This is a genomic window from Terrisphaera buseokensis, assembly GCF_047521145.2.
In the GTDB taxonomy this organism is placed as follows: Bacteria; Verrucomicrobiota; Verrucomicrobiia; order Opitutales; family Opitutaceae; genus ER46.
On record NZ_CM134186.1, the window covers coordinates 6654803 to 6681373 of the forward strand.

General features: G+C 65.6%; 19 protein-coding genes. 9 read left to right on the forward strand and 10 right to left on the reverse strand.

Features of this window, described 5'->3' with window-relative positions; all coding sequences use genetic code 11:
• Nucleotides 1-136 precede the first annotated feature (136 nt).
• Nucleotides 137-1138 (forward strand): 3-dehydro-L-gulonate 2-dehydrogenase, encoded by a 1002-nt coding sequence (gene yiaK / locus ACLJEU_RS25110; RefSeq protein WP_414661259.1) that lies wholly within the window; start codon nt 137-139, stop codon nt 1136-1138.
• A 146-nt stretch (nt 1139-1284) separates the two neighbouring features.
• Here yiaK and ACLJEU_RS25115 read toward each other — a convergent pair whose 3' ends face one another.
• Complete coding sequence (locus ACLJEU_RS25115; RefSeq protein ID WP_414661258.1) at nt 1285-2511, reverse strand: hypothetical protein; 1227 nt, start codon at nt 2509-2511, stop codon at nt 1285-1287.
• Between the two features lie 422 nt (nt 2512-2933).
• Here ACLJEU_RS25115 and ACLJEU_RS25120 point away from each other — a divergent pair, with 422 nt between their 5' ends.
• Complete coding sequence (locus ACLJEU_RS25120; RefSeq protein WP_414661257.1) at nt 2934-4148, forward strand: DUF6807 family protein; 1215 nt, start codon at nt 2934-2936, stop codon at nt 4146-4148.
• A gap of 53 nt (nt 4149-4201) precedes the next feature.
• Nucleotides 4202-6796, forward strand: a complete 2595-nt coding sequence (locus ACLJEU_RS25125) for an immunoglobulin domain-containing protein (protein ID WP_414661256.1) — start codon at nt 4202-4204, stop codon at nt 6794-6796.
• Nucleotides 6797-7231: 435 nt separating this feature from the next.
• Here the strand turns inward: ACLJEU_RS25125 and ACLJEU_RS25130 are convergent, their stop codons facing one another.
• Nucleotides 7232-7978 carry a YfgM family protein gene (locus ACLJEU_RS25130; RefSeq protein ID WP_414661255.1) on the reverse strand — a complete coding sequence of 249 codons (747 nt, stop codon included), beginning with the start codon at nt 7976-7978 and terminating at the stop codon, nt 7232-7234.
• 330 nt (nt 7979-8308) lie between these two features.
• Entirely contained in the window at nt 8309-9535 is a 1227-nt protein-coding gene (locus tag ACLJEU_RS25135) for an argininosuccinate synthase (protein WP_414661254.1), read from the reverse strand.
• Nucleotides 9536-9750: 215 nt separating this feature from the next.
• Here ACLJEU_RS25135 and ACLJEU_RS25140 point away from each other — a divergent pair, with 215 nt between their 5' ends.
• Nucleotides 9751-10236 carry a prepilin-type N-terminal cleavage/methylation domain-containing protein gene (locus ACLJEU_RS25140; protein ID WP_414661253.1) on the forward strand — a complete coding sequence of 162 codons (486 nt, stop codon included), beginning with the start codon at nt 9751-9753 and terminating at the stop codon, nt 10234-10236.
• Between the two features lie 56 nt (nt 10237-10292).
• On the opposite strand, the gene argF is transcribed toward ACLJEU_RS25140, so the two are convergent.
• From argF to argB, 5 genes are all read right to left on the reverse strand, one after another.
• Complete coding sequence (argF, locus tag ACLJEU_RS25145) at nt 10293-11246, reverse strand: ornithine carbamoyltransferase (protein ID WP_414661252.1); 954 nt, start codon at nt 11244-11246, stop codon at nt 10293-10295.
• A gap of 183 nt (nt 11247-11429) precedes the next feature.
• A complete protein-coding gene (locus tag ACLJEU_RS25150) occupies nt 11430-13526 on the reverse strand; it encodes a hypothetical protein (protein ID WP_414661251.1) in 2097 nt (698 codons plus the stop codon).
• Entirely contained in the window at nt 13486-14733 is a 1248-nt protein-coding gene (locus ACLJEU_RS25155; RefSeq protein WP_414661250.1) for a DUF3142 domain-containing protein, read from the reverse strand. The genes ACLJEU_RS25150 and ACLJEU_RS25155 overlap by 41 nt, the downstream gene beginning before the upstream one ends.
• A 28-nt stretch (nt 14734-14761) precedes the next feature.
• Entirely contained in the window at nt 14762-15982 is a 1221-nt protein-coding gene (locus tag ACLJEU_RS25160; RefSeq protein WP_414661249.1) for an aspartate aminotransferase family protein, read from the reverse strand.
• A gap of 114 nt (nt 15983-16096) precedes the next feature.
• A complete protein-coding gene (gene argB, locus ACLJEU_RS25165; protein ID WP_414661248.1) occupies nt 16097-16978 on the reverse strand; it encodes an acetylglutamate kinase in 882 nt (293 codons plus the stop codon).
• Nucleotides 16979-17215: 237 nt separating this feature from the next.
• Between argB and ACLJEU_RS25170 the strand changes: the two genes are divergently transcribed.
• Nucleotides 17216-18532: a bifunctional ornithine acetyltransferase/N-acetylglutamate synthase gene (locus tag ACLJEU_RS25170; RefSeq protein ID WP_414661247.1), complete on the forward strand. Its 1317-nt coding sequence runs from the start codon at nt 17216-17218 to the stop codon at nt 18530-18532.
• 273 nt (nt 18533-18805) lie between these two features.
• On the opposite strand, the gene argC is transcribed toward ACLJEU_RS25170, so the two are convergent.
• A complete protein-coding gene (gene argC, locus ACLJEU_RS25175; RefSeq protein WP_414661246.1) occupies nt 18806-19831 on the reverse strand; it encodes an N-acetyl-gamma-glutamyl-phosphate reductase in 1026 nt (341 codons plus the stop codon).
• 245 nt (nt 19832-20076) lie between these two features.
• Nucleotides 20077-20874: a TorF family putative porin gene (locus tag ACLJEU_RS25180; RefSeq protein WP_414661245.1), complete on the reverse strand. Its 798-nt coding sequence runs from the start codon at nt 20872-20874 to the stop codon at nt 20077-20079.
• Nucleotides 20875-21060: 186 nt separating this feature from the next.
• Between ACLJEU_RS25180 and ACLJEU_RS25185 the strand changes: the two genes are divergently transcribed.
• From ACLJEU_RS25185 to urtC, 4 genes are all read left to right on the forward strand, one after another.
• Nucleotides 21061-22029 carry an outer membrane beta-barrel protein gene (locus tag ACLJEU_RS25185; RefSeq protein ID WP_414661244.1) on the forward strand — a complete coding sequence of 323 codons (969 nt, stop codon included), beginning with the start codon at nt 21061-21063 and terminating at the stop codon, nt 22027-22029.
• Nucleotides 22030-22259: 230 nt separating this feature from the next.
• Complete coding sequence (gene urtA / locus ACLJEU_RS25190; protein WP_414661243.1) at nt 22260-23516, forward strand: urea ABC transporter substrate-binding protein; 1257 nt, start codon at nt 22260-22262, stop codon at nt 23514-23516.
• Between the two features lie 84 nt (nt 23517-23600).
• The gene (gene urtB, locus ACLJEU_RS25195) at nt 23601-25403 is read left to right on the forward strand and encodes an urea ABC transporter permease subunit UrtB (RefSeq protein WP_414661242.1); all 1803 of its coding nucleotides are present in this window, start codon (nt 23601-23603) and stop codon (nt 25401-25403) included.
• A 5-nt stretch (nt 25404-25408) separates the two neighbouring features.
• Entirely contained in the window at nt 25409-26554 is a 1146-nt protein-coding gene (gene urtC / locus ACLJEU_RS25200; RefSeq protein WP_414661241.1) for an urea ABC transporter permease subunit UrtC, read from the forward strand.
• Nucleotides 26555-26571 lie beyond the last annotated feature (17 nt).

Sequence of the window (26571 nt, forward strand, 5' to 3'; positions counted from 1 at the left end):
TGGATCGCATGAGCCATGATTTCCCGGGAGCATGCCGTGGATGGAGGGTAAGTCGGCTCAATGCCTGCGTCCGGGGGCGGTCGCGGTCCCGGCTTGCGGCGACGCTTCGCCCGCCTTCCTCTGTCGGCACCGTCTCATGCCGCGTCTGCCCTTTTCCGACCTCGTCAGCGAGCTGCACCGCGTGCTCGTGCGCCACGGCCTCGCGGATCCACGTGCCGCCCTCGTCGCCCGCCTCTTCGCCGAAAACCAGCGCGACGGCGTCTTTTCCCACGGCCTGAACCGGTTTCCGGGGTTTGTCGCGCTGCTCAAGAGCGGACGCCTTGACCCGACCGCGGACCCCGTGCGGGTCGGCGGGCTGGGCGCGTTGGAAAAGTGGGACGGCCGGATGGGCGTCGGACTCTGGAACGCCCATTTCGCGATGGGACGCGCGGTCGAGCTGGCCCGGCTGCACGGGATTGGATGCGTGGGCCTGCGCAACACGAATCACTGGATGCGCGGCGGCGCGTACGGGCTGCAGGCCGCCGACGCGGGCTGTATCGGGATTTGTTGGACGAACACGATTCCGTTGATGCCGCCCTGGGGCTCAGCCGACGTCGCGATCGGCAACAACCCGATGATCATCGCGGTGCCGCGGCCGGACGGCCACCTGCTCCTCGACATGGCGATGAGCCAGTTCGCCAACGGCAAACTCGAGGTGCTCAAACGCCAGGGCCGTGAAACACCGATCGCAGGCGGCTTCGATCGCGAGGGAAAGCTCACGCGCGATCCGGGTGAGATTCTCGCGTCGCGTCGGCCGTTGCCGATTGGCCATTGGAAAGGATCGGCTCTGGCCGTCGTGCTCGATGCGGCAGCGGCCTTGGTGTCCGGCGGCCAGGCCTCCCATCAGATCGCGCAACAAGGCACCGAGTATGCCGTGTCGCAGGTCTTCATCGCGATCAACGTCACCGCACTGGCCGGCGCGGGCGAAATTGAAGCGGCCGTGAACGCGCTCGTCGATCACCTGCACACCGCCGCGCCGCTCGTCGCCGGCGAACCGGTCCGTTACCCGGGCGAGGGCATGCTGCGCGTGCGGCGGGAAAGCGAACAGCTGGGTGTGAGCGTTGAGGAACGGCAGCTGACGGAGTTGCGCGATCTTTAAGCGGGCGACGAGAACGCCTGCGTGACGGCAGGTCGGCTGGTCACCAAGCCGCCGCGCTCACCCTTACGAAACCCGGAAAGCGGCGCGTTGGAGACAACGCGCCCTGCCTTGCTCGACGCCCGCCCAGGCCCGCGCTGCGGGACCGTTCACTTCGTCACTTCGCCCGTGGCCACCAGCAGTGTGGCCTTGGCGCCGGTGGCCTCGTCGATCCACACGATGCGCTCCCGTCGGTCCGCCTCCGGACCGCCCACGGAGTTCGGCAACGGTCGCCCTGCGACGACGAAGTACGGTCCGGCGTCGATAAATTCCCCGGGATCCGCCAGTCCGGTGGCCGCCTGCCACGCGACTCGACCGTCCAGGGTCAGCCGGATGACCTCCCACGGTTCGGCCTCGCCGAGCCGACGCTTGGCCAGCACCAGCGCCGAGGCCGGCTCAGTCAGCTGCCACGGCGTCCAGCCATGACGCAAAAGAAACCCGCCCTGCACGAAGCTGGCATCGCCCGTGCGCGCCACCGCCTTCGGGTCGATCACCGCGTAACGATCGTCGCGCTGATAGGGCGCGCGATACAGCGATCGCGCGACGTTGCCCGACGGCCGGGAATCCTCGGTGATCCACTTCGGCTGCTGGTCCCGCTCCGACTCCGAAAGGAGGCCGAACCACTGTCCGTCCCTGGTGAGGAGATGCTGCTTCATCTGGTTGTACGGCGACGTGAGCCTCCGCCCTTGCGCCGGCGTCGTGATGAAATCGAACCGGTGATCGGCGAGACTCGCAAACGTCGTGACCGGCAGATCCGCGGCAGCCACCGGCGAGAGCGCGAAACGCATCGGGTCGACGAGATAGAATCGCGCATCCCGGCCCCGGATCAACAGTCCCGCGGGCGAGGCCAGCACCTTGAACTGGGTAACCTCGCGTGGCATCAGGTCCGCGGCCGCCGGGTCGGTCCGGCGCAGCGCCGCCTCGTCACCACGCACCTCAAGGTTCGGCAATGCCCGCGCTTCGAGTTGGTGGTGCCACAACCACAGCATGTCGCCGACCACCCCGACGATCTGCGGCGCCGGCCGCCCTTCGCCGCGCTTGAAATCGCCAAGCAGCACCTCGCGAGCGATCGCGCCGCCGGGCAGCGTACGGACGTGCAGACGATACCGATAGTACGTGTCGGTGGTGTAGCTTGAGTTTCTCCCCGGGGACACACGCCGCTGCTGCGCCCGCTCTTCGGCCGAGACATAGCACAGCACCCAGGAGTCGCCGGGCTTTCCCGTCCAGAGATGGCCCACGTGCACCGGTCCCGCCACCTGGACGTCCTTGGTTAGGAAAACCAACCCGACGAAGGCGGCGAAGACGAGGATGCCGGCGGCGAAGAAAACCTTTTTCACCGCGGCAGCCTGGGCCCATGCGCGCCGCTTGCCGAACGCGAAATCAAACGCGCGCCAGAAAACGGGCGTGGGCCATGGAGCGGACGCTTCACGCGGCTTGGTCCGCGCCGCTGCCGATGGTTGTCGCTCAAATCGGAATCCGCACCTCCTGCCGTAGCGCCACCGTCCGCACCGCTTTGATGGGCAGACTTGACGCCGATGACTCGGCGCTTGCGAGCCACCCCAGGATCGTTCCGATACTGACCGCGCCCAAAAGCTCCGCGCACCGCTCGCCGACCTCGCGCCGGCCGGCTTCGTTCGCCGGAGCAGGAGGGGCAGTGTCCGCAGTTTCATCCCACCCCATGGCGTTCAGGCCGCACCCTCGCAGTACCAACAGGCGTCGTCCCATTCGTCGAATCCGCGTTTTCCCCCTGCTAAATCCCATGCGTTCCCCTGCCCTCCTGTTTCTAGCGCTGGTTGCGGCCGGCCCGCTGCTGCCGCCGATTGCCGCTCGCGACTATCGCGTGAGCGTCGGCGCCACTGACGTCGATCGCGCCGGCACCCTTGTCACCTTGGCGTTGCCCAAGGACGCGCCGAAAAATCCCGTCCTGCGCGACGCCGCGGGGAAAACACTCCCGCTGCAGGTCGACGCCGACGGCTCCGCGCGCTTCGTCGTTCCCGCCCAGAAAGCCGGCGCCGCCCTCGCCTTCACGCTCGTTTCCGGTGCGGCAACCGCTCGCGACGCCGTCAGCGTCAACCGCGATCAAGGCGACGTCCGGGTCCGCGTCAGCGGCCAGCCCCTGCTGAGCTACCGCACCGATCGCAACGTCCTGCCCCGCGCCGACATCAAGCCCGAGATCGTGCGGGCCGGTTACATCCACCCGATTTTCTCGCCGGCCGGAAAGCTCGTGACCGATGATTATCCGTCGAACCACGCCCACCATCACGGGATCTGGGCGCCGTGGACGAAGACAAAATTCCAAGGCCGCGCGCCGGACTTCTGGAACATGCAGGACAAGTCCGGCGCGGAGGAATTCGTGGCGCTCGATCGGACGTGGAGCGGCCCGGTGCACGGGGGATTTTCGGCGCGACACCAGATGATCGATCGCTCCGCCCCGCAACCGGTCGCGGCCCTGAACGTGACCTGGGAGCTGACGGCCTACGCGATCGATGCGGTCCGCGCCGTGCGGATGTTCGACCTGCTGATCACGCAGACGTGCGCCACCCCGGATCCGTTGATCCTGCCGCAGTATCATTATGGCGGATTCGGCTTTCGCGGCGCCGGCGCCTGGAACGGCCCGGGCGAAGCGGCTCGTTTCCTGACCTCCGAAGGTCTCGCCGACCGCATCCAGGGCAACACTGCGCGCGCCCGGTGGGTTTATCTCGGCGGCCAGGTCGAGGGCGGCGCGCTCGCGGGCACGGCGACGCTCGGCCACCCCGCGAACTTTCGCGCACCGCAGCCGGTGCGGCTGCACCCGAACATGCCGTACTTCAGCCTCGTGCCGCAGCAGCTGGGCGAGTTTCAAATCGAACCGGGCAAACCCTACGTAGCGCGCTTCCGTTTCGTTGTCATGGACGGTCAGCCGGATCGCACGCTGCTGGACGCCTATTGGAACGGCTACGCGCGGCCGGCGACCGGCGAGCTGACGCCGTTGTGACGGCTCACGTTCGGGCCGCCGGGCCGCACCCCGGAGATTGTCGCAACCACGGCATGGACATCGCGTCCAGGCCTTGGTTGAACCCGATCATGCGTTTCGGCTTTCTTGCGCTCTGCGGCCTGGCCGCGCTCCCCAGCCTCGGCTGGGGCCAAACGGCCTCACCCTCGATTACGCTCCATCCCTCCGGAGCCAGCGCCTACGTGGGCGACTCGGTCACGCTGACCGGCGGCGCCGACGGCGATGCGCCGCTGGCATTCCAGTGGTACAAGGGCGGCACGGCCGTCGGTGGTGCCACCGGCACCACCTTCACCGTCGCACCCCTCGCGCTCACGGACACCGCGGTCTACTATTTCATCGCGACCAATCCCTACGGCACCGCGACCTCGCTCCCGACGGCCATCTACGTCACGAAGCGCCCCCAAACGCTCTCACTCGCGCCGACCGTCACCACGGCCATCGCCGGCTCGAGCATCGTCCTCTCCGCGACGTCGTCGTCCAATCTGCCCGTGAGTCTCACGCTCGTCTCTGGTGCGGCTTCGCTCAACGGCAACATCCTCACCGGTTCCGGCGGCAGCGTGGTGGTGCGCGCCACGCAGGCGGGCAACGACAGTTTCGCCGCGGCCGAAGCGCTCGATCGAACCTACACGTTCACCTCCGGCAGCCTTTCGCCCTTTATCACGAGCCCGCCGCCGGATCAGACCGTCACCGCGGGGACCGGTGTCACCTTCCGTGCCGCGGCGATCGGCACGCCGGCCCCGACGTATCAGTGGCAAAAGGACGGCAGCGCGATCGCCGGCGCCACCACTGCCACGCTCGCCCTGGCGACCACGACGCTGGCTGACAGCGGACGCTACACGGTGACGGTCACCAATCCCGCGGGCAGCGCCACCGCCTCGGCCACGCTCACCGTCCGCGCCGCTCCCACGATCACGAGCGCACCGGTCAGCCAGACGGTGTTGGCCGGCGAGAGCGTCCGATTCAGCGTCGATGTCACCGGCTTCCCAACCCCGACGTTCCAATGGCGTCGCAATGGCACCGCGCTCACCGGCGCGACCAACGCCACGCTCGCCCTCGCCAGCGTCACCACGGCCAGCGCCGGTCGCTACGAGGTGATCGCTACGAACGCCCTCGGCACCGCCACGAGTCCCGCCGCCACACTCACGGTCACCTCGCGGGATTTCAGCGGCACCTATTTCGGCCGCTTCGCGGGCGCGACGGGCGATTTCGCGCTGCACGTTCGCGCCGATCGCAGCGCCGTTTTCCTCGGCTCGCTGCCCGGACTGCAGACGGGACTCGCAGCGCTCGCGCTGAGCGTTGAACTCAACGGCACCTTTGCGCTCAACACGGTCACGCTCGCGTCCGCGCCCGACGTCGCCGCCACCACGGCCACTCCCGTCCCCGCCGCCGCGCCCCAGCCGATCTCGCTTCGCGGCGCGCTCAACGCCGAAACCGGCGCAGTTTCCGGCACCGTCGCCGAACTGAACGCGACGTTTGACGGATCGCGGATCGCTGCGACGGGTCCCTCCGCCGCACTCGCCGGTGTTTACCGCGCGGCGCTGGTTGGCAGTGCGTCCGGCCGCGGCGACGCCATCGTGGCTGCGGACGGACAGGCGCTGCTCTTGACCGCGATCGGCACCACCTTGGATGCCGCGCGCGGCACGCTCGACGGCACCGGCCGGCTTCTCGTCACGACGTCGTCGCAGGCCGCGCTGGATCTTCGTTTCAGCGCCGGCACCCTCAATGGCACGGTCCGCACGGCAGCGGGCGTCACCGGCACGATCGCGGGCGCCGTCGAGGCCCAACTCGGGACGGAGCACATCGTGAATTTGTCCGTGCGCTCGACGACCTCACCGGCGGCAAATCTCATCACCGGTTTCGTCATCGCCGGCACCGCTCCGAAACAAGTTCTGATTCGCGCAGCCGGCCCCGCCCTGGTGCCCGCACCGTTCAACGTAGCCAACGCTCTGGCCGATCCCACGCTGCAGCTTTATCGCGGCAACCAGATCATCGGGCAGAACGACGACTGGGATACTCCGGCCGCGAATGCCGCTGCGATCACGGCGGCGGCGACGCGCGCGGGTGCCTTTCCGTTCCGCGCCGGCAGCGCCGATGCCGCCATCCTGACCACCCTGCAGCCGGGCCCCTACTCGGTGGTGGTCGGCGGCGGCAATGGCACGACCCTCGCCGAGGTTTACGAAGTACTGGCCAACAATGAGGCGCCGGGCGTGCGACGTCTCGTGAACGTGTCCTCCCGCGGCCTCGTCACGCCCGCATCGCCCCTCATCGCCGGCTTCGTGATCACGGGACCCGCGCCACAACGCCTTCTGATTCGCGGCATCGGCCCGACGCTCGGCACGCCGCCGTTCAATGTCGCCGGCGCGCTCCCGAATCCGCAGCTCACGCTTTTCCGTGGTGCGACGCCTGTGCGGACCAACGACGATTGGTTTCGCGATGCCGAAGCGGCGTTGATTCGCGCAGCCGCGACGCAATCCGGCGCGTTTGCCCTTGGCCCCAACAGTCTCGATGCCGCGCTGCTTGTTTACCTCGAACCCGGCGCGTACACCGTTCAGGTGACCGGTCCGGCCAACGCCAACCAGGCCAACTCCACCGGTCTGGCCCTAATCGAGATCTACGAGGCGGCGCCCTAACACCAGCTTTGCCGGTCAGCCAGCCATACCGTCGCCCGCGAATTGGGCGAGAGGGCGCAAGCGGACAGAGTCGCCGTTGGGTGCACACCTCACATTGGACCCTGCGGGAGGAGGACCGTGAGAGGGTTTGTCGTTGTATCAACAGCCATGGCTTTTCCCTTTCTCTGATTGTCGTGGCTGCGAGCGCCAGCGAGTGGCGGTCCATCCGCTCGCTGGCGCTCGCAGCCACGACCAAGCTGCAGAAGCAAAAGCCATTTGGTACTACCGCGGAGATTCGCGTCCATCCGCGTGATTCGCGGGCGGTTTGCCGTCTCGACGGCTGATCGCGTTTTCAGCCCACAAAAAAGGCCGCACGCACTGCGCACGGCCTGAGCTTTAGGCGGACCTTGCTTCCCGCGGCGGCGAGCGCCAGCGGGGGAGGAAGATCGGTGGATCTTACTTTTTCGCGCCCGGCAATTTCAGCTGCAGGCTCGCGTCGGTCGCCGCCGCCGGTGCCGCCGCGGCCGGAGCCGGAGTGGCGGGGAGCGTGGCGCGCAGGGCAACGGCGCGTTGCGCCCAAGGCCCCATCGGATCGAGCTGATTCAACTGGTCGACGTACTTCTGTGCTTCGGTCGCATTGGCGGCTTCGACGGCGAGACTCGTCAGATGATACGCGGCCTCGGCGCGGAGCGCCTTGAAATTCTTGGCGTCGTCCGCCAGCGCCTTCAGTTCGCTCGTGGCTTCCGCGACCTTGCCCGCCTGGGCTTTCGCGAGGGCCTGACCTAGCTTGGCGCGAACCGCGAGCGGGCCGTCCTTCAACACGCCGATCGCCTTCTCGTAACCGGCGACGGCGTCGGCCGACTTGCCGGCAGCGTAGGCCTCATCGGCCATGCGAAGCTGTGCAATCCCGCTGAGCGAATGCCCGGGGTGCGCCGCACTGAAAGCCTTCAGCTGATCGTTCGTCGTGGCGGCAGCGTAGGCCTTCTCGACATCGAGCTCCTTGCCCTGCGCCATGCGATCCCAGACGCCCTTGCCGACAATCCCGACCAGAATCAGGCCGCAGACGCCGTAAACGAGCGTGCGATTGTTCTTCCAGAACAACTGCATCTTGTCCTCGAACGACACCGCGGTGGTCGCATCGACTGCGACGAGGTTGCGGTCGTCACCGGCAGGCTTCAAATCAGAGGGAGGAGTGGCGGCCATGGGCATGCGCGAGGGTTTGAACTTGGAAACCGGCAACGAGAGCAAATGCCAGCTCCCCTGTAAATGAAGGAAATCAGCTCAAAACGCCTCCCTTGCAACCGGCCCCAGCGCGGGCAGGGGCGCTGGGCGGCGAATTCGCAGCCGGCCACCGGAGCCCGGACGAGCTCGGCGCGAGCCGGCGCGATGAAAAAAGTGCCGAGTTGAGAGCTGAGTGTTGATGGACAAACCCGCCGTACAATCGACCACGATAGACGGCATGCTGCACCGCCGAACGCCGGTGCAGCGCCCTCTCAACTCTCATCACTGAACTCTCAACTGCTTCCGCTCCCCTCAGACCTTCGGTCCGCCTTGCGCGAGATTGCGCGCGCGGAGGCGCAGGCCGTTGAGGCGGATGAAGCCGGTGGCGTCGCTCTGGTTGTACCAGCTCTTCACGCCTTCCATCGACGCGACGTTCATGTCGTAGAGCGAGTACTTCGATTTGCGGCCGCAGGTGATGATGTTGCCCTTGTAGAGCTTCAGGCGGACGGTGCCCGAAACGTAGCGCTGGCTCTCGTCGACCAACGCCTGCAGCGCCTCGCGCTCGGGGGCGAACCAGAAGCCATAGTACACGAGCTCGGCGTACTTCGGAATGAGCGAGTCGCGCAGATGCATGACTTCGCGATCCATGGTCAGCGACTCCACCTGGCGGTGTGCCTGCATGAGAATCGTGCCGCCGGGCGTCTCGTACACCCCGCGTGACTTCATGCCGACGAAACGGTTTTCCACCAGGTCGACGCGCCCGATGCCGTGCTTGCCGCCGAGCTTGTTCAACACCTTCAACACGCCCGCGGGGGAAAGTTTCTTGCCGTTCACCGCGGTGCAGTTGCCCTGTTCGAAATCGAGCTCGACGTACTCGGCCTTGTTCGGCGCGTCCTCGGGCGAGACCGACAGCTTGAACATGCCCTTGTTTTCCTTGGTCGTCGGATCGAACCACGGATCCTCGAGGATTCCGGCCTCGTAGGAGATGTGGAGGAGATTCCGATCCATCGAGTACGGCTTCTTCAGCGACGCCTCGACCGGGATCTTGTGCTTCGCGCAGTACGCGATCATCTCGGCGCGACCGGGAAACTCATCGCGGAACGTGTCGATCTTCCACGGCGCGAGAATCTCGAGCTTCGGATCGAGCGCCATGTACGTGAGCTCGAAGCGGCACTGATCGTTGCCCTTGCCCGTGGCGCCGTGCGCGACGGTGTCGCCCTTTTCCTTGTGCGCGATCTCGACCTGCGCCTTGGCGATGAGCGGCCGGGCGATCGACGTGCCGAGATAGTACTGGCCCTCGTAAATCGCGTTGGCCCGAATCATCGGGTAGATGAAGTCGCGGGCAAACTCCTCGACGAGATCGAGCGTGTAGTGCTTCGAGGCGCCGGTCGCGCGCGCCTTCTGCGGCAGGCCCTTCAGCTCCTCCTCCTGACCGATGTCGGCGGCGAAGGTGACGATCTCCGCGTCATAGGTTTCACGGAGCCACTTGACGATAACGGACGTGTCGAGTCCGCCCGAGTAAGCGAGGACGATTTTCATGGATGGACGGCGAGTGTGAGGACGCCGCCGCTCGACGCGCAAAAGAAAAAGTGAAGGGCCGGCCAGTCCGCAAAAACGCGCAGGTCCCTCGTAGTCTTACGGAGCGAGAGCTTAACAGCGCCTTTACCCCCGGTAAATTGCATGATCCGCCGCGGCCTGAATACTCGAACCCGTCAGCGAATATTATTCATTCATCCATCATGTCAGGCCTCACCATGCGTTCCTTTCTACCCTGTGCCCCGCCGCGACGGCGCAACGCGGGCTTCAGTATCATTGAAATCATGATCGTGGTCGTGATCATCTCCTTGATCGCGCTGCTGGCGCTCCCGGCGTTCAACAAGATTCGCCGGGCCGCCCAAACCAAACGCTTCGTCAATGACGTCCGCGTCTTCGCCCAAGCGTTCGAAGGCTACGCCACCATGAGCGGTTCCTTCCCGCCGAACTCCACCAGCGGCGTGGTGCCGATCGGCATGAACAGCGACCTGCGCCCGTCGGTCTGGCGGGCCACCAATTCCATTGGCGGGCTCTGGAACTGGGACAACGACGGCATGGGCCGCGCGGGCATTGCGACCACGGGAGTCACCGCGCCGCTGAGCCAGATGGTCGAAATCGACGCGCTCATCGACGACGGCGATCTGACGGCCGGACTGTTCCAGGAAGTCATTCCCGGCACGCGCTACATCTACTTCATGAAGCAGTAGGTCTCGCCGCGATAAATGCAGGCGGTCCCGCGACTGCGGGATCACCCACCTCGGCCCTACTTCCGCGCCGCGACGATGGCCGCGAGAATCGCCTTCTGCATGTGCAGGCGGTTCTCGGCTTCGTCGAAGATGATCGAGCGCGGGCTGTCGAGCACCTCCTGCATGACTTCCTCACCGGCGTGCGCCGGCAGGCAGTGCATGAAGAGCGAGTCCCGCTTGGCCGCGGCGAAGAGTTTTCCCGTCACGGCGTACGGCGACATCACGCGGATGCGTTCCTTGGTCTCCTCCTCCTTGCCCATGCTCACCCAGACGTCGGTGTAAACGACATCCGCGCCGCGCACGGCCTCAAACGGATCGGTCGTGAACTGATAGCCGCCGGCGTAACCTTCCTTCGCCAGCGCCGCGTTGAACTCCGCCGAAGGCGCGAACTCCTTCGGGCCCGACAGCGAAATCTTCATGCCGAAGAGATTCGCGCCGAGAATCCAGGAGTTGGCCATGTTGCACGCCGTGTCGCCGAGAAACGCGATCTTCCGGCCGCGCAGCGAGTCGACGAGTTTCGCGCCCGTCGTGCCCTTCGTCCAGCGCTCCGCCAGCGTGAAGGCATCGGAGTAAATCTGACACGGGTGCAGGAAATCCGTGAGCGCGTTCACCACCGGCACGGAGCCGGTGGCCGCGAGCCGCTCGACATCGCTGTGATCAAACGTCCGCACGATCAAGCCGTGCACGAAGCGCGACAACACCTGCGCGGTGTCCTCGATCGTCTCGCCGCGGCCGAGCTGGATGTCGTTGCGATTCAGGAAAAGCGGATTGCCGCCGAGCTCATGAATGCCGACCTCGAACGAAACCCGCGTGCGCGTGGACGACTTCGAAAAAATCATCGCCCACGTCTGCCCCTGCAGCGGCTTCGGCGCATTCTTCTTCCCGCGCTTCAGCTTCAACTCGCGGGCGAGCGCGAAAAGTTTCGGCAACTCGGCGCGCTTGAAGTCGGTTTCTTTGAGGAAGTGCTTCATCAGAAGCGCACGGGTGTAAACACGCGCCGCGCCGCGCACGAGTGAAAAAACGTCCCCGGTGCGGCACAGTTAACGTGGATTTCCCATCGGTAATTTCTGGGATTGTGTCCCGGGACCGCGACCGCCCCCGGTCGCCGGATCAAAAAGCGACCGGGGGCGGTCGCGGTCCCAGGAGAGTCTCACTCACTGCTCGCTCCGCTCCACCGGAAACCACCGCTTCCGCGCCGCCGCCTGACCAAGTGGGGTGTTGCCGCAACGGATCACCAAGGCCTGATAAAACGGCTGCGCCGCCTGCGGATCGCGCGCCTTCAACCAGCCTCCCGCCGTCGCGAGAATCTGCGCGGTCTCCGCGTCATCGTTCGGCAGCAACGACGCCGCCCACCACGCGAGCTCGGCCGCGCGATAACGGTAATGAAAGCGTTTCTCCGGCACGGTCTGGACCTTCAACCGTTCGAGCTCCGCCGTTGTCGGCGCGAGCACGCCGCCGGTCAGCCGCAACTCCGCGCGCCGCTGCGCCGCCGATTCACCCGCAAAGCTTCCACCCCACATCGACCAGTCGGGATCCATCTCCGTCCCGAGCAGCTCCATGCCGTGCGCCCGCGCGCACTGCGCCGCGCGCCAGAACGCCCGGCCCCGCTCGGGCGCCGGCTGCGTGAGATCAAAACCGACCCGCACGTCCCAGACGTAGCCTTCAAACCAGATCCGTTTCTCGCCGGAAAAATAAGCGGCCGCCATCTCGACCCTGCCCTCGCGCGTCAGCCGCCGCGCGAGCAGTTCGCGCAACGCCACCTCGAGATCCACCGCCCACGCCACGTCCTCCGCCTGCGATCGGACCGCAGCGACAGGGATCGGCCGCGCATCGACAAATTGCCTCAGCTCCGCGGTCGTCATCACCCGCTCCGCGACAAACGCCGCATCCTCCCAATGGCCGCCCGCCAGACACGCCGCGAGCGCGCCGGGGAAGTCGTCGCGCGCCAGGCACACCCGGCTGAGCTCGGCGGACACGCGTTTGCGATGCGGCTCGGCCAGCGTCGGTGACGCCAGCGCCCGCCGCAGGAAAGCCTCGCCGTCCGCGACTTCGCCCGCCCGCAGCGCCAGCTTCGCGCGAATCCAGTTCGCCTCGGCGGAATCGTCGGCGGCAAGCCGCACCCATTGCGTCGCGAGCGCAAACTGGCCGGCCTCGTACGCGAGCCACGCCATCCGATCCGCCTCGCGCGCCGCGCGCACGCCCGCGCGTTCCAGCGCCGCCGCCCACTCGCCCGCCCGCGCCAGCTCCTGCGAGCCGGTGCCCTCATAGCTGAGCGTGCCGCCCGTGCGGGAAATGAGATACGCCGTCACCACGCGACGCCCCACGGGATTCGTGGCAAACGCCGCCAAGTCCGCCGACGGCAACGCGAGGATCCGGGCTGCGGTGATGCGCAACGACTGGATCGCCGTCGGATCACCCGCGGCGTGCTGCTCGAGATACAACGTCAACGCCGTCGCCGCATCGTCCGCATCGAGCGCGACCCGCGCTTCCCAGCCAAGGCTCGACGTCGCGAGTCCCAACGGATCCGGCAGGCCTGACAGCGCGAGCTGACGCGCCTGACGAAAGGCCTGCGCCGCCTGCCGGCGTTCCGCGATCGGTTCGCGATCAGCCACGGCCGCGGCCTGTTTGTGCCACACGCGGCCCAGCATGAAGGCGGCCCAAGTCGATCGCCGTTTCCGCTCGGTCTCGGGCAGCGCCAACACGGCCATCCAGTGTTGCCGGGCCGTCGTCAGATCACCGCGATGCCACGCCGCCGCCCCGCGCAGGTACAACGCAAATTCAGCCGGTACGCCCGCGAGCAAATCGTCGAGCGCGCGCCCGTCATCGAGCGGATCCACCGGCCCGCTCGCGGCCGCCCGCTGCTCATCGGTCGCGTCGCGCGCCGCGGCCACGTTCTCGACGCGCCGCCGCGCTGTCTCGTAGTTCCATAACAGCTGCTGCACCCGCGCGCGATTGAATCCGCGCTCCTCGAGTCCGCGCCGCACGTCCGCCACATCAATCTCGAGCGTCGTGGCGCGCGGATTGTCGCGGTCGGCCGGCACCGCGCGCAGGGCGGGCGGCGCAATTTCGAGCCGGGCGATCTCCGCGGCGAAGAAACCCTCGGGGGCCGCGAGCAGCTCGCTCTCCGGCATCGCATAATAACTATTGGGAAACTCGGGCCCGCAGGCCACCACGGCACCCGCCAAGGCGAGCGCGACGGCGCTGCCGCATTCAAGGCGGCGCCGGCAATACAGCATCCAGGGAAACGTCATGTTCGAAGCGCAGCCAGGCGATTTTCGTTTCACGACCGGGCGCGATGGACGCGTCCGCCGGCACCTCCGCTGCACGCACGATCCCTTGCGCGTGTCCGCCGCGCGTTTCCAGAAAAAAACCAGAAATTCCGTCGGCCGCCACCACGCGCGCGCCGTCCGACCAGCGGAGCGTCACGGTGCGCGGCAACGGCTCCGTGGTTTCGCCCGCATTGCGAATCGAGATTTCCGCCAGCCGCGGCTCGGGCCAGCTCACACGCGCGTCGAGCCGTTGCACCGGCACGTCACCGCGCAGCACGGTGGCGAAGGTGATCGCGTCCCAATTGATCCGATCGCCGGCCACCGGCAGCCGAAACCAGATCACGCCCGTGCACGACGGCAGCGCGGCCGCCGTGATCGTGCGCGCGAGCCGCGTCATCGCAGCCGCGTCCGCGCGGACCACGCGCAGCTGCGTGCCCTTCGGCCACGATCGCCGCGGACCTTCCGCCGAGAGCGCGAGAAATTTTCCCGCCGCATCGAACGCCAGCACGTAGCCATACGTCGGTAGCGCGACCCGAAACGGCACGCCCGCCGCGTCCGCCTGCCGTACCCACGCCATCGCCCGCACCGGATCGCAGAGCGTGAACGGCGCGTCGGGCCCCGCCGGTTTTTCGAGCGAGTGCACCTGCAGCACAAACCCGCTCGCCGCGCGCGCCAGCTGCCGAAACTCCGCGTGTTTCAACCACGCTGGCAGCGCGGTGAACACCAGCGGCGTCTCCTTCAATCGCAGCCGCCAGGCCGTGAGCCAGGTGCGGTAGCCCGCGATCTTCGACTCCGCCGCATCGAAGTCGACCTGCAGCTCCGCCACGACGAGTCCGGCCGCGCGCGCCCGCGCCACCACGTCCACGGCGAGATCGCCGAGCGCCCGCGACGTCGCATCGTCGGCCGCGAATTTTCCGCCGTAAGCGCCGATGCGCACGGCGAGCCCGACCGGTTTGCCCCAAGCCTTCAGCGCCGTGAAATCCACCGGCGGACGTACGACCTGCATCCGGCCGCCCGTCCACGCGACTTCCGCCGCGAGCACGCAGCAGCCGTCGAGCTGCGCCTGAAATGCAGTCAACGCGGCCGTGACCTCGGGCCCGGCCTGGCGTTGCCAGACGTACGCTTCGCGCGTGGCGGCGTGGCTAGTAAGCGCGCTGAGCAGAAACGCGCCAAACGCGCGAAGAGACATGGAAGTAATCGCGGACGCCCCGCGCCGCTCAGGCCTTCGCTGTCAGCACCGCGCGGATGATCTCGACCGACTTCGCGAGCTCTTCCGGCGTGGCGTTCAACGGCGGGAGCAGCCGCACGACGTTGCCGCCCGCGCTCGGCGCGAGCAGGCCGCGCTCGCGCAGCGCCGCGATGACCGGCATCGGATCGCCCGTGAGCTGGATGCCGACGAGGTAACCGAGGCCGCGCACCGTGACGACGTGCTGCGGAAAATCCACCGCGAGCTGGCGCAACGCCGCGTGCCACGGGACGCTCTGCGTGCGCACTTTTTCCAGCAGCTGGTCACGCTCGATGACATCGAGCACCGCGAGCGCCGCGGCGCACGCGAGCGGCGTGCCGCCAAACGTGGTGCCGTGATTGCCGGGATGAAACAGCTCCGCGTACCGATCCCGCACCCACATCGCGCCGATCGGGAAACCGCCGCCGAGGCCCTTGGCCATGCCGATCGCGTCCGGGATAACGCCGGCGTATTCGTACGAGTAGAACTTTCCGGTCCGGCCCACGCCGCACTGCACCTCGTCGAGCATCAACAGGAGGTTGTGCTTGTCGCAGAGCTGCCGCAGCCCGCGCAGGAATTCCGGCGTGCACGGATTGATGCCGCTCTCGCCCTGGATCGTCTCGACGAAGATCGCCGCGGTGTCGGCATCGATCAGGTCGGCGAAGCTCTGGAGGTTATTGAGTTCGCCGAACGAAAAGCCTGCCACCATCGGCCGAAAACCCTTCTGGATTTTCTCCTGCGGCGTCGCGCTCATGCCGCCAAAGGTCCGGCCGTGAAACGCGTTTTTTGCGCAGATGATCTTGTAGCACCTGCCGTCAACGCCGCCGGCTTTTTGCACGCCGTGCAGTCGCGCCAGCTTGATCAACGCTTCGTTGGCTTCGGCGCCGCTGTTGCAGAAGAACACGCGGCCGGGCCCGGCGTAGCCTACGATCCGCCGGGCGAGTTCACCCTGCTGCGGATTGCGAAAGAGATTGCTGACGTGAATCAGCTCGGCGGCCTGGCGCTGCACCGCCGCGACCCAGTGCGGGTGACAGTGCCCGAGCGCGCTGACGGCGATGCCCGACGTGAAGTCGAGGTAGGCGTTGCCGGCATCATCCCACACCTGCGCCCCGCGGCCGCGCACGAGGGTCAGAGGCGGGCGCCCGTAATTCTTGAGCACGTGCGCGTCGTAGAGCTCGGCGGTACTGGTGCGGACGATCGAAGGAGCAGTCATTTTTGGAACCACTAATCCACACTAACGCGGCACTAATTCAAACCGAGAACCCATCCCTCACACACAGTACGGCCGAATTAGTGGCCATTAGTGTTCATGAGTGGTTTTGGAACCTCAGCCGTGCACGATTTCGGTGCCGATGCCCTTGTCCGTGAAAATCTCCAGCAGCAGCGAGTGCGGCAGCCGGCCGTCGATGAAGTGCACGCGTTGCACGCCTTCCTCGAGCGCGCGAATCGCGCTCTGCACCTTCGGGCGCATGCCCTTGTCGATCACGCCCTTTTTCTTGAGGTCCTCGACCTGGCTGATCTTCAGCGTCGAGATGAGCGAATCCGGATTCGGCGGCGCCGAGAGCAGGCCCGGGACGTCGCTCATGTACACGAGCCGCCGCGCGCGCAGGGCGCTGGCCACGCGGCCCGCAACCAGATCCGCGTTCACGTTGTACGGCTTGCCGTCGTAGCCTTCGGCCACCGGCGAAATCACGGGAATGAAGCCCTCGCCAATCTCCTTCTTGATCAGCTTCACCTTCACCTCGGTCACGTCGCCGACATAGCCGAGGTCGACCGCCCGGCCGTCATCGTCCTCGGTGAGCTTCTGGCACACGAGCACCGTGTCGCCGGGCAGACCCTTCGGCTTGCCCTTGGCGGACGCGATCGCTTCGCAGACGTCCTTGTTCACGATTTCGTCGAGCGTCTTCTTCACGACGTTGATCGTGGCCTCGTCGGTCACGCGCAGGCCGTTCACAAACGTCGCCTTCAGGCCGGACGTCTCCATCGCCTTGGTGATCGCCTTGCCGCCGCCGTGGACGACGACGACGTTGATGCCGCAGGCGGCGAGGAACGCGATGTCGTAGGCCACGCGCGTGCGCGTCACCGGATCCGGATCATCCATGAAACTGCCGCCGTATTTGACCACGAACGTGGAACCACGGAAATCCTGGATGTACGGCAGCGCTTCGAGCAGCACCTTCGCCTTGGCGGTTACTTCAGAGACATTCATCTGCGATCAAGGCGCGCGGCGCACGGCCGCGGTGTGGTGGAGGAAACGGGAAAGAGCGCTCACGATTGGCGAAGAGAAGGACGACTAAGCCACACGCGCTGCGCATTTCCATAAAAATTTTCGGAGATTGCGAAACCTCCCGCGCGCGCGCCGCGGTCATGCTGCTTCAACCCGCGTCCGCGCGGCAGTGGAAAAATTCTTCTTCACTCCGCGGCGCTGCGACCCAAGGTCTCCCGCGTGCCCAGCACAAATCTCAGCTTTCCCACTCGTGAAGCGCATCGCGCCTGGCTCGCCTCGCAGGCGGCGCTGCCCGCCGGCTTCCGCATCGGCGGCACGCGTTTCGAGTTCATGCCGAAGGAAGCACCCAAGCCGGCGAAGATGACGCTCACGCTCATTGCGCTCGAACAGCCGACGACGGCGTTCGCCGCGATGTTCACCCGCAACGCGTTTCCCGGCGCGCCGATTATCGTCGGACGCAAGCGCCTGCTCGAACCGACGCTCGGCGCCATCATCATCAACAACAAGATTTCCAATGTCTGCGCGCCCGACGGCGTCGCGACCTCCGAGCAGATCTGCGCCGCCACGGCGAAGCACCTCGGCTTCACGCCCGCACAGGTGCTGCCGAGCTCCACGGGAGTAATTGGTTGGTCGTTGCCCGCGGAAGCCATCATCGCGGCGCTGCCGAATGCGGTGAGCACGCTCGCCGGCGAGTCGATCCTTCCCGCCGCGGAAGGCATCGTGACCACCGATCTCTATCCGAAAATCCGGCGCGCCCAGGTCGGCGCGGGCAGCATCGTCGGCATCGCCAAGGGCGCCGGGATGATCGAGCCGAACATGGCCACGATGCTCGTGTACATCCTGACCGACATCGCGGTGCCGCGCGCGGAATTGCGCGCCATGCTCACGCGGGCGGTCGATGCCAGTTTCAACGCGATCAGCGTCGACAGTGACACCAGCACCTCGGACACGGTCGTCGCGCTCTCATCGAGCCGCGTGCCGTTCAATGACTGGAGCACGTTCGAGCGTGGCCTGCATCAGGTGTGCCGCGATCTTGCCGAGGACGTCGTGCGCAACGGTGAAGGCGTTCGCCACGTGATTCGCGTGACGGTGCGCAACGCCGCCAGCCTCGGTCTCGCACGTGCGGTGGGCAAGGCGGTCGTCAACGGCCCGCTCTTCAAGTGCGCGGTCGCCGGCAACGATCCAAACGTCGGTCGCCTGATCCAGGCCATCGGCAAGTACATCGGCGCGAACGCCGCCGGAACGAATCTGACGAACCTCAGCGCGCGCATGGGCGGCATCGAGATTTTCGCCAACGGCGTCTTCCAGCTCGATCCTTCGAAGGAAGCGGCGCTCGTCGCGCACCTGCGGCAGGCCGAGCTCTATCAAAGTGCGCCCGGCAAGGACGGCACCTTCACGCCCCCGATCGATTTTCCGCCGCATGAGCGCTCCGTCGAACTCGAGATCGACCTCGGCAACGGCGCCGCGTCCGCGACCGTGGTCGGCGGCGATCTCACGCACGAGTACGTGAGCGAGAACGCGGATTATCGCAGCTGAGCCCAAAACCGGAAACCGGAGAGAGGAAACCGGAGACCAAAAACCGGAAACCGGAAACTTCGTCGACGAACTCCGGAGTTTTCGCTCGATTCATACCAATCGCCCTTTGCCTTTGGACTTTAGCCGTGGCTACGAGCGCCAGCGAGTGGCCGAACGGCCACTCGCTGGCGCTCGTAGCCACGATCGATCCAGAAGTCCAAAAGCAAGGAGCGATTGGTATCAATGTCTTCGTCCGACTCCGAGTTTCCGGTCTCCGGTCTCCGGTTTCCGGTTTTACACCAGCCCCGCCGTCTCCTCAAACCCGCACCACAGGTTCATGATCTGCACGGCCTGACCGCTGGCGCCCTTCACGAGGTTGTCCTCGGCGGCGGTGATCACGAAATTGCCGGTGCGGGGATCATGGACGGCGGACATGTCGACGCGATTGGTCCCGACGACATGCGCGGTGTCGGGCGTTTCGCCGCTCGTCAGCACCTGCACAAAGGGCCGGTTCGCATAGGTGGCATTCCAGGCGGCATAGAGGCTCTCGATCGTCGCGCCCGGCGCGGCCGGCACGGTGATCGTCGTCGCGATGCCACGCCGCATCGGCGCGAGGTGCGGATTGAACTGAAGGATCGTCTTCGCCCCGGTGTGCAACGCGAGTTGCTCCTCCACCTCGGCGAGATGCCGGTGTTTCACCAGGCCGTAGGCCTTGATGCTCTCGGCGCGTTCGACGAAGAGGTACATTTCCTCGGCCTTCTTGCCGGCTCCGCTCACGCCGCTGTAGGAGTTCACCACGATGTGCTCGCGCGTGATCACGCCGGCCTTCAATAGCGGCACGAGCGGCACCAGGATGCTCGTGGGGTAACAGCCGGGCGCGGCCACGAGTTTGACCTCGGTCTTCCAGCTGGGCGCGGTCAGTTCCGGCAGGACAAACCGCGCGCTCGCCAGCAATTCGGGCGCGTGATGTTCGCCGTAGTACTTCCGATAGGTTGCGATGTCCGCGATCCGGAAGTCCGCGCTCAAGTCGATCACGCGCTTGCCGCCCGCAACGAGCGCCCGCGCATACGTCGCCGCCGCTCCATGGGGCAGCGCGAGGAAGAAGAGGTCGATGTCACTCGCCGCCAGCGCCGCCGGATCCGAATCGACAAACGTCAGCCCGTGATCGGCGCCGCGCACCGCCGGGATGACGGCCGAGAGGCGCTTGCCCGCCTGGCTGCGTGACGTCACCGCCGCAAGCGTCACCCGCGGATGGTTGAGCAGCAGCTTGACGAGGACTTCGCCCGAGTAACCGGAAGCACCGACGATGCCGACTTTCATAGCGGGACAGATTCGAGCACGAAGTGCCGGGAATCCAGATAGATTTTCGGGGCCACGAGTACAGTCGGAGCGAATCCCACCGGGAGCGCAGGCGTCCCGCCTGCAATCCGATCCCTGCAGGCGGGACGCCTGCGCTCCCAAGGCTCATACCAATCGCTCCTTGCTTTTGGACTTCTGGATCGATCGTGGCCACTCGCTGGCGCTCGTAGCCACGGCTAAAGTCCAAAGGCAAAGAGCGATTGGTATCAGAACGTGCGCGTGTAACTAAGCGTTACGACGCCGCGGCCCACGGCGAGGCTGTTGGGGACTTTACCCAGCGTCCCGGCCTTCGTGAAAGCACGTCGGCCCTCGGTGTAGGCGACGCCCAGCGTGATCCGGGCCTCGCGCGAAATCTGAAACGGCGCCGCCACACTGAGTAGCCAGTACTCACCCCAGGTCTTCACTTCGGGCGTGGCGTGGTTCGCGCTGTCTTTCCACGTGTAGGCGCCATAGGTCGCGGTGAAGTCGAGTTCGCTGCCGAGGTCTTTCAACGGCAACGCATACAGCGCGGTCAGCTCGGTGGTCAGGCCCTTCAACACAACGTCGTAGTAAAGCTTGGGCGTCATCTTTACCCCGGCGATCGTGCCGCTCACGGCGAGACTCGGCTCGAACGTTGCGCGATAGAATCCGGCGTCGGTCGGCGCCTTGGGATAGTGATACGAGGTAAAACCGGGCGTGAGCGTGAAGCCGCTTCCCACGGCAAACGTGTACGCGCCGTAGAGATCGATCTCGGGATCGGAGCTGTCCGGCACCTTGTCGCCGTTGAAGGGCACATGCGCCCACACGCCGAGCAGGCCGTCGCCTGCACTCAGCTCGACCGCGGGTTGAAAGCCGCCGTCACCGATGCGCAGGCCGCGAAACATATACTGGGAAACCACCGAAGCCGTCGCACTCACGCTGATCGGCGTGGACACCGGCAGCGCGAGTGCGGCCGTCTGCGCCCACCCCGTTTTCGCTCCGAGAGTCAGGGCAGACGCGAACCACAGCAGGAGTTTGGTTTTCATGGGTAGTTTGGGTCTGCGCCACTCTCGCATGAATGAAATCACTGCTCAGCATGAGCAAACTTCAGGCCAATTCATGCCCTTCTCTGTCATAGACGGGCCCGGTTTGGGCCGCTTGGCAAGGTTGCTGCTAAACAGGTTCGTCCGGCTCTCATCCGGGCAACACCACACTAACCTCATCCACAGCCAATGAATACACGCCACACACTAGCGGCCGCTCTCACGCTCGCCGCCTCACTGACTGCCGTCGCTGACATCAAGGTCAACGACAGCCTCTCGGTGAGCGGTTACGCCGCCGGGTCTTACCGGTTCACGGATCCCGATCCGGGTCCGTCGACCGACAAGATGGATCTGGACGCGGTGAAGACCATGTTCACGACCAATTTCAAGCCCGTCACCGGTGTCGTCAGTCTCTTCTACCAGCCGAACGCTCCGCACGACGTCACCGTCCTCGACGCGTACGCCACGGTCGACGTGGGCGGCGGCTCCACGATCACGGCCGGCAAGTTCCTCAGCTATTTGGGCTACGAGGCGTTTGACATCCCAAACATGGCGCAGATCTCGTACGCCAACGGCGACTTCCTCGGGCCGATTCCCGGCTACCACAGCGGCGTGAAGTGGGACTACTCCGACAAGGAGACCGGCTTCGGTCTCGCGCTGTTGGATTCCGTCTACTCGGGCCCCAACTACCTCAAGGGTGACGGCGAGCTGAAGCACAACGCCGGCTTCGAAGGCTATTTCGTCTACAAGGCCATTCCGGACGTCACCGTCTGGGCCGGCTTCGCGTACGACACCAAGGGCAACGTCATCCACAAGAAGGACGAGATCGTCACCTTCAACATCTGGGCGAGCTACAACCTCACCAAGGATTCCACGCTGGCCCTCGAGTTCGTCACCAAGGACGGCGGGCTCGGCGACAAGGGCACCAACTGGCTCGTGTTCTACAGCCAGAACTACAACAAGAACTGGTCGGCCGCTTTCCGCGTCAGCGGCGAGAAACTCAAGGCCGGTCCGGGTTTCACGAAGTTCACGGTTTCGCCCTCGTACAAGGTGAATGACAACTTCCTCGTTCGCGCTGAAGTCTCCTACTACGACTACACGAAGGCCGGCGCCGACACGGGCATGTTCTTCGGCGTGCAGACCGTCTTCAAATTCTAATCCCGAAGGCCCTCGAGGGCCTTCGTTTGCCGACCGGTAGCTGGTGCTTCTGACCAGCCACGGTTCCGGCTTATTCTCCGGCGGACGGTCCGCGTCGACCGTCCGCCTCAGGGCCGCCCTCACCGCGCGCCCGTTCCAGCGTTCCTCCTCCCGTTTTCGACTCCACCCGCGGGTTGCCTGGCCACTGCCGTGTCCATCGATCCGCTCCTCCGTCCACCACACCCCCAGTTATGATTAAGAAATTCACCACACTCCTCGGTGCCGGCGCGATCGCGCTCGGTGCCTCGCTCGGCTCGGCCTCGGCCGCCGAGACCGTTAAGGTCGGCGTACTCCATTCCCTGTCCGGCACGATGGCGATCAGCGAGACCTCGCTGCGCGATATCCTGCTCTTCACCTTCGACGAGATTAACGCCAAGGGCGGCGTCCTCGGAAAGAAGATTGAGCCCGTCGTGGTTGACGGCGCCTCCAACTGGCCGCTCTTCGCCGAGAAAGCCAAGCAGCTGCTCGAACAGGACAAAGTCGCCGTGACCTTCGGCTGCTGGACGTCCGTCTCCCGCAAATCCGTGCTGCCGGTCTACGAAAAGAACAACGGTCTGCTCTTCTACCCGGTGCAATACGAGGGCGAGGAAGAGTCCCAGAACGTCGCCTACACCGCGGAAGCCGTCAATCAGCAGGCCACCCCTGCCGTCGACTACTACCTCGCCGAAGGCAAAAAGAAGTTCTACCTGCTCGGTTCCGACTACGTCTATCCGCAGACCACGAATCTGGTGCTCCTCGAGTATCTGCTCAGCAAGGGCGTGAAGCTCGAGAACATCGGCGGCGGTTTCCGCAAGGACGGCGCCGGCAAGATCATCTCGGCCGGCAAGTACACGCCGTTCGGTCACACGGATTACCAGCAGATCGTCGCCGAGATTAAGCAGTTCGCCGCTTCCGGTGACGCCTGCGTGATCTCGACGCTCAACGGCGACACGAATGTCCCGTTCTTCAAGGAGTACGCCGCGTCCGGCCTCACCGCCGAGACCTGCCCGGTCGTCTCGTTCTCGATCTCCGAGGATGAATTCCGCGGCCTCCCGGCCAAGCAGCTCGTCGGTCAACTCGGCTGCTGGACCTACTTCCAGTCCATCGATACGCCGGCCAACAAGAAGTTCGTCGCTGACTTCCAGGCCTGGCTGAAGAAGAGCAACGTCCCCGGCCTCGTCAAAGAAGCCCGCGTCACCTGCTCCCCGATGGTGCTCAGCTACGTCGGTGTTTACCTCTGGAAAGCCGCGGTCGAGAAGGCCGGTTCCTTCGATGTGGACAAGGTCCGCGCCGCCTACAAGAGCGGTCTCTCGTTCAACGGTCCCGGCGGCAAGGTCACCACGCAGCCGAACATGCACGTCACGAAGAACGTCTTCATCGGCGAGACCAAGGCCGACGGTCAGTTCAAGATCGTGAAGTCCTTCAACAACGTCTACGGCGAGCCCTGGCTGAAGGGTAAGTTCAAGTAAGCCCGGCGCCGTTCATCGCTTAAGACACACGCGGGCGGACGCCGAAAGGCGTCCGCCCTTTTTGTTGGCACGGCTCTAGCATTCATGAATCGCCCTGACATGATGAATCTTTTCGCTCGATTGCTTCGCACCGCGCTGCTCCTGGCGCTGGTGACGGGCGCCGCGATCCGCGCCGCCGACACCCCGCGCCAGCTGATCGCGAACGCAGCCCTGGCGGAAGATGCGGCGAAGAAACGTGAACTCATCGGCCAGCTCATGGGCCAGGCCGATCCCGCCATTGCCACGCTCCTCGAAGCCTGGCGCACCGACGCCCTCTTCGTTTACACCGCCGCCGACGGCACAAAGGTCGCCGTCCAGCTCACCGGCGAAAAAGACGAAGCCGGCACCCAGACCGCCACGCGGATCGACACGGGAGCCGCACTCGTCGATGCCGGCGGCAAGGCGCTGCGCCTGCCCGTCGCCGATCTCACCGTCGTGGATCACTCCTCATCACTGCGCCGCGCGATGAAGGCCGTCCTCGATCTGGCCGACCTCGCCGCACCCGAGCCCGAGAAGCGGACCAAGGCCATTCTCACCATCGGTCTCGCCCAGGACGTCGAAAAGCTTCCCGCCCTTCAAGCCCGGCTCAAGATCGAGACCGATCCGAACGTGAAACGCGCCCTGCGCGAATCGATCGCGATCGCGCAGCTGAAGGACGCCCGCGACGAAACCAAGCTGGCGGCGCTCCTGGAACTCAAGGACCTCTGCTCGCTCGCGAGCACGGATTTCATCACGCGTTCGCTCAAGGAATCCGAGGCCGCCGAGAAACCCGCGCTGGTGAAAGCCGCACGTGACGCGCTCAAGGCCGTCGACGGTCACCGCTCGGCGGTTGATTTCTTCGGCACGCTGTTTCGCGGCGTGAGTCTCGGCAGCATCCTGCTGGTCGCGGCGCTCGGCCTCGCGATCACGTTCGGCCTGATGCGCGTCATCAACATGGCGCACGGCGAGATGATCGCGATTGGCGCGTACACGACCTACCTCGTGCAGAATATTTTCGGCGCGGGCATCACGATTCCCTTCTTCGGTTTCAGCCTGCCGATCTTCGGCCTCAACCTGACCGGCGCCGCTTACCAGTGGTATTTCATCGCGGCGCTGCCCTGCAGCTTCGTCGTCGCGGCCATCGTCGGCATCGGCCTCGAACGGAGCGTGATTCGCTTCCTCTACCGCCGCCCGCTGGAAAGTCTCCTCGCGACGTGGGGCGTGTCGCTCGTGATGCAACAGGGCCTGCGCCTGATGTTCGGCGCGAACAACGTCCAGGTTTCCAGCCCTTCGTACCTCAGCGGCAACTGGCTGGTGAACGACGTCATCCTCGGCTGGAACCGCGTCTTCGTGATCGGCTTCGCCATCCTGATCGTGTTCGGGATGTGGCTGGTGCTGACGAAAACACCGCTCGGCCTACTGATTCGCGCCTCGATGCAGAACCGCACGATGGCCTCGTGCATGGGCGTGCGCACGGAGCGCGTGAACATGCTGACCTTTGGCCTCGGCAGCGGCCTCGCCGGACTCGCGGGAGCGTTTCTCAGCCAGATTGGCAACGTCGGTCCTTCGCTCGGCCAGGGCTACATCATCGACTCCTTCATGGTCGTGGTCGTCGGCGGCGTCGGTAGCATCGGCGGCACGATCCTCAGCGCGTTCGGCATCGGCGGCATCGATCAGGTCCTGCAACAGTATCTGCCGTACGTGGCGCCCGGCCTGACCTGGGTGCCGGGCATCGGCAGCTTCCTGCAGAATCTCGCCCAGGACGCCGCGGTGTTCGGCAAGATTCTCGTGCTCGCCGGCATCATCCTGTTCCTGCAATGGCGGCCCGCCGGCCTCTTCGTCACCCGCAGCCGCAGCCTGGAAGACTAACCCCGATGAGCACGCCTCAAGTCCGCCGGATCGAACTCATCGCCGTCGCCGTCATCGCGATTCTGCTCATCGTCGTGGTGCCGCTGTTGCACGCCAACGGCGTGATCAGCAACTTCACCATCGGCGTGTGGGGCAAATATCTCTGCTACGCGCTCCTCGCGATCTCGGTCGATTTGCTCTGGGGTTACACTGGTCTGTTGTCACTGGGCCAGGCGCTGTTCTTCACGCTCGGCGGTTACATGCACGGCATGTACCTGATGCGGATGATCGGCGATCTCGGTCAGTACAAGAAACCGATCCCCGACTTTCTCGTGTTCCTCGGCTGGGAACGGCTGCCGGCGTTCTGGGAACCGTTCGCGAGCTTTCCCTTCGCGCTGACGATGGTGTTCCTCGTGCCCGGCATCATCGCTTACATCTTCGGCTTCCTCGCGTTTCGCTCCCGTATCAAGGGCGTGTACTTCTCGATTTTGACGCAGGCGCTCACGTACGCGGCGTCGATCATGTTTTTCCGCAACAATCTGCTCCTCGGCGGCAACAACGGGTTCACGGATTTCAAATTCATCCTCGGACACAGTCTCGCCGACCCCGCCACCGGTCGCTGGCTCTACATCGCGACGGCCGTGACCGTGCTGCTCGCCTACCTGTTCTGCCGCTGGCTCAGCAAAACGAAATTCGGCCTCGTGCAGCAGGCGATCCGCGACGGCGAAAACCGCGTGCTCTTCAGCGGCTACGCCACCGCGCATTTCAAGCTCTTCATTTTCGTCGTCGCCGCGCTCATCGCCGCGGTCGGCGGCGCGCTCTACACGCCGCAGGTCGGCATCATCAATCCCGGTGAGATGCAGGCCGACAAGTCGCTCGAAGCGGTCGTGTGGGTCGCCGTCGGCGGCCGCGGCACGCTGCTTGGCCCGATCGTCGGCGCGGTCAGCATCAACGCCCTGAAGAGCTGGGCCACGCGCGCGTATCCGGATCTCTGGCTCATCATTCTCGGCGGGCTTTTCATCCTCGTCGTCCTTTTCCTCCCGGGCGGCATCGTCAGCATTCCGGCGCGATTGAAGGCGCTGTGGGCGAAGTTCCGCCCCGCCCCGCCCGCACCCGCCAACGACACCACGCCGGCCACGCCGAAGCCGGATCCGACTGCGGCCAAATCCTGAGCGCCGCCCCGTCGCCG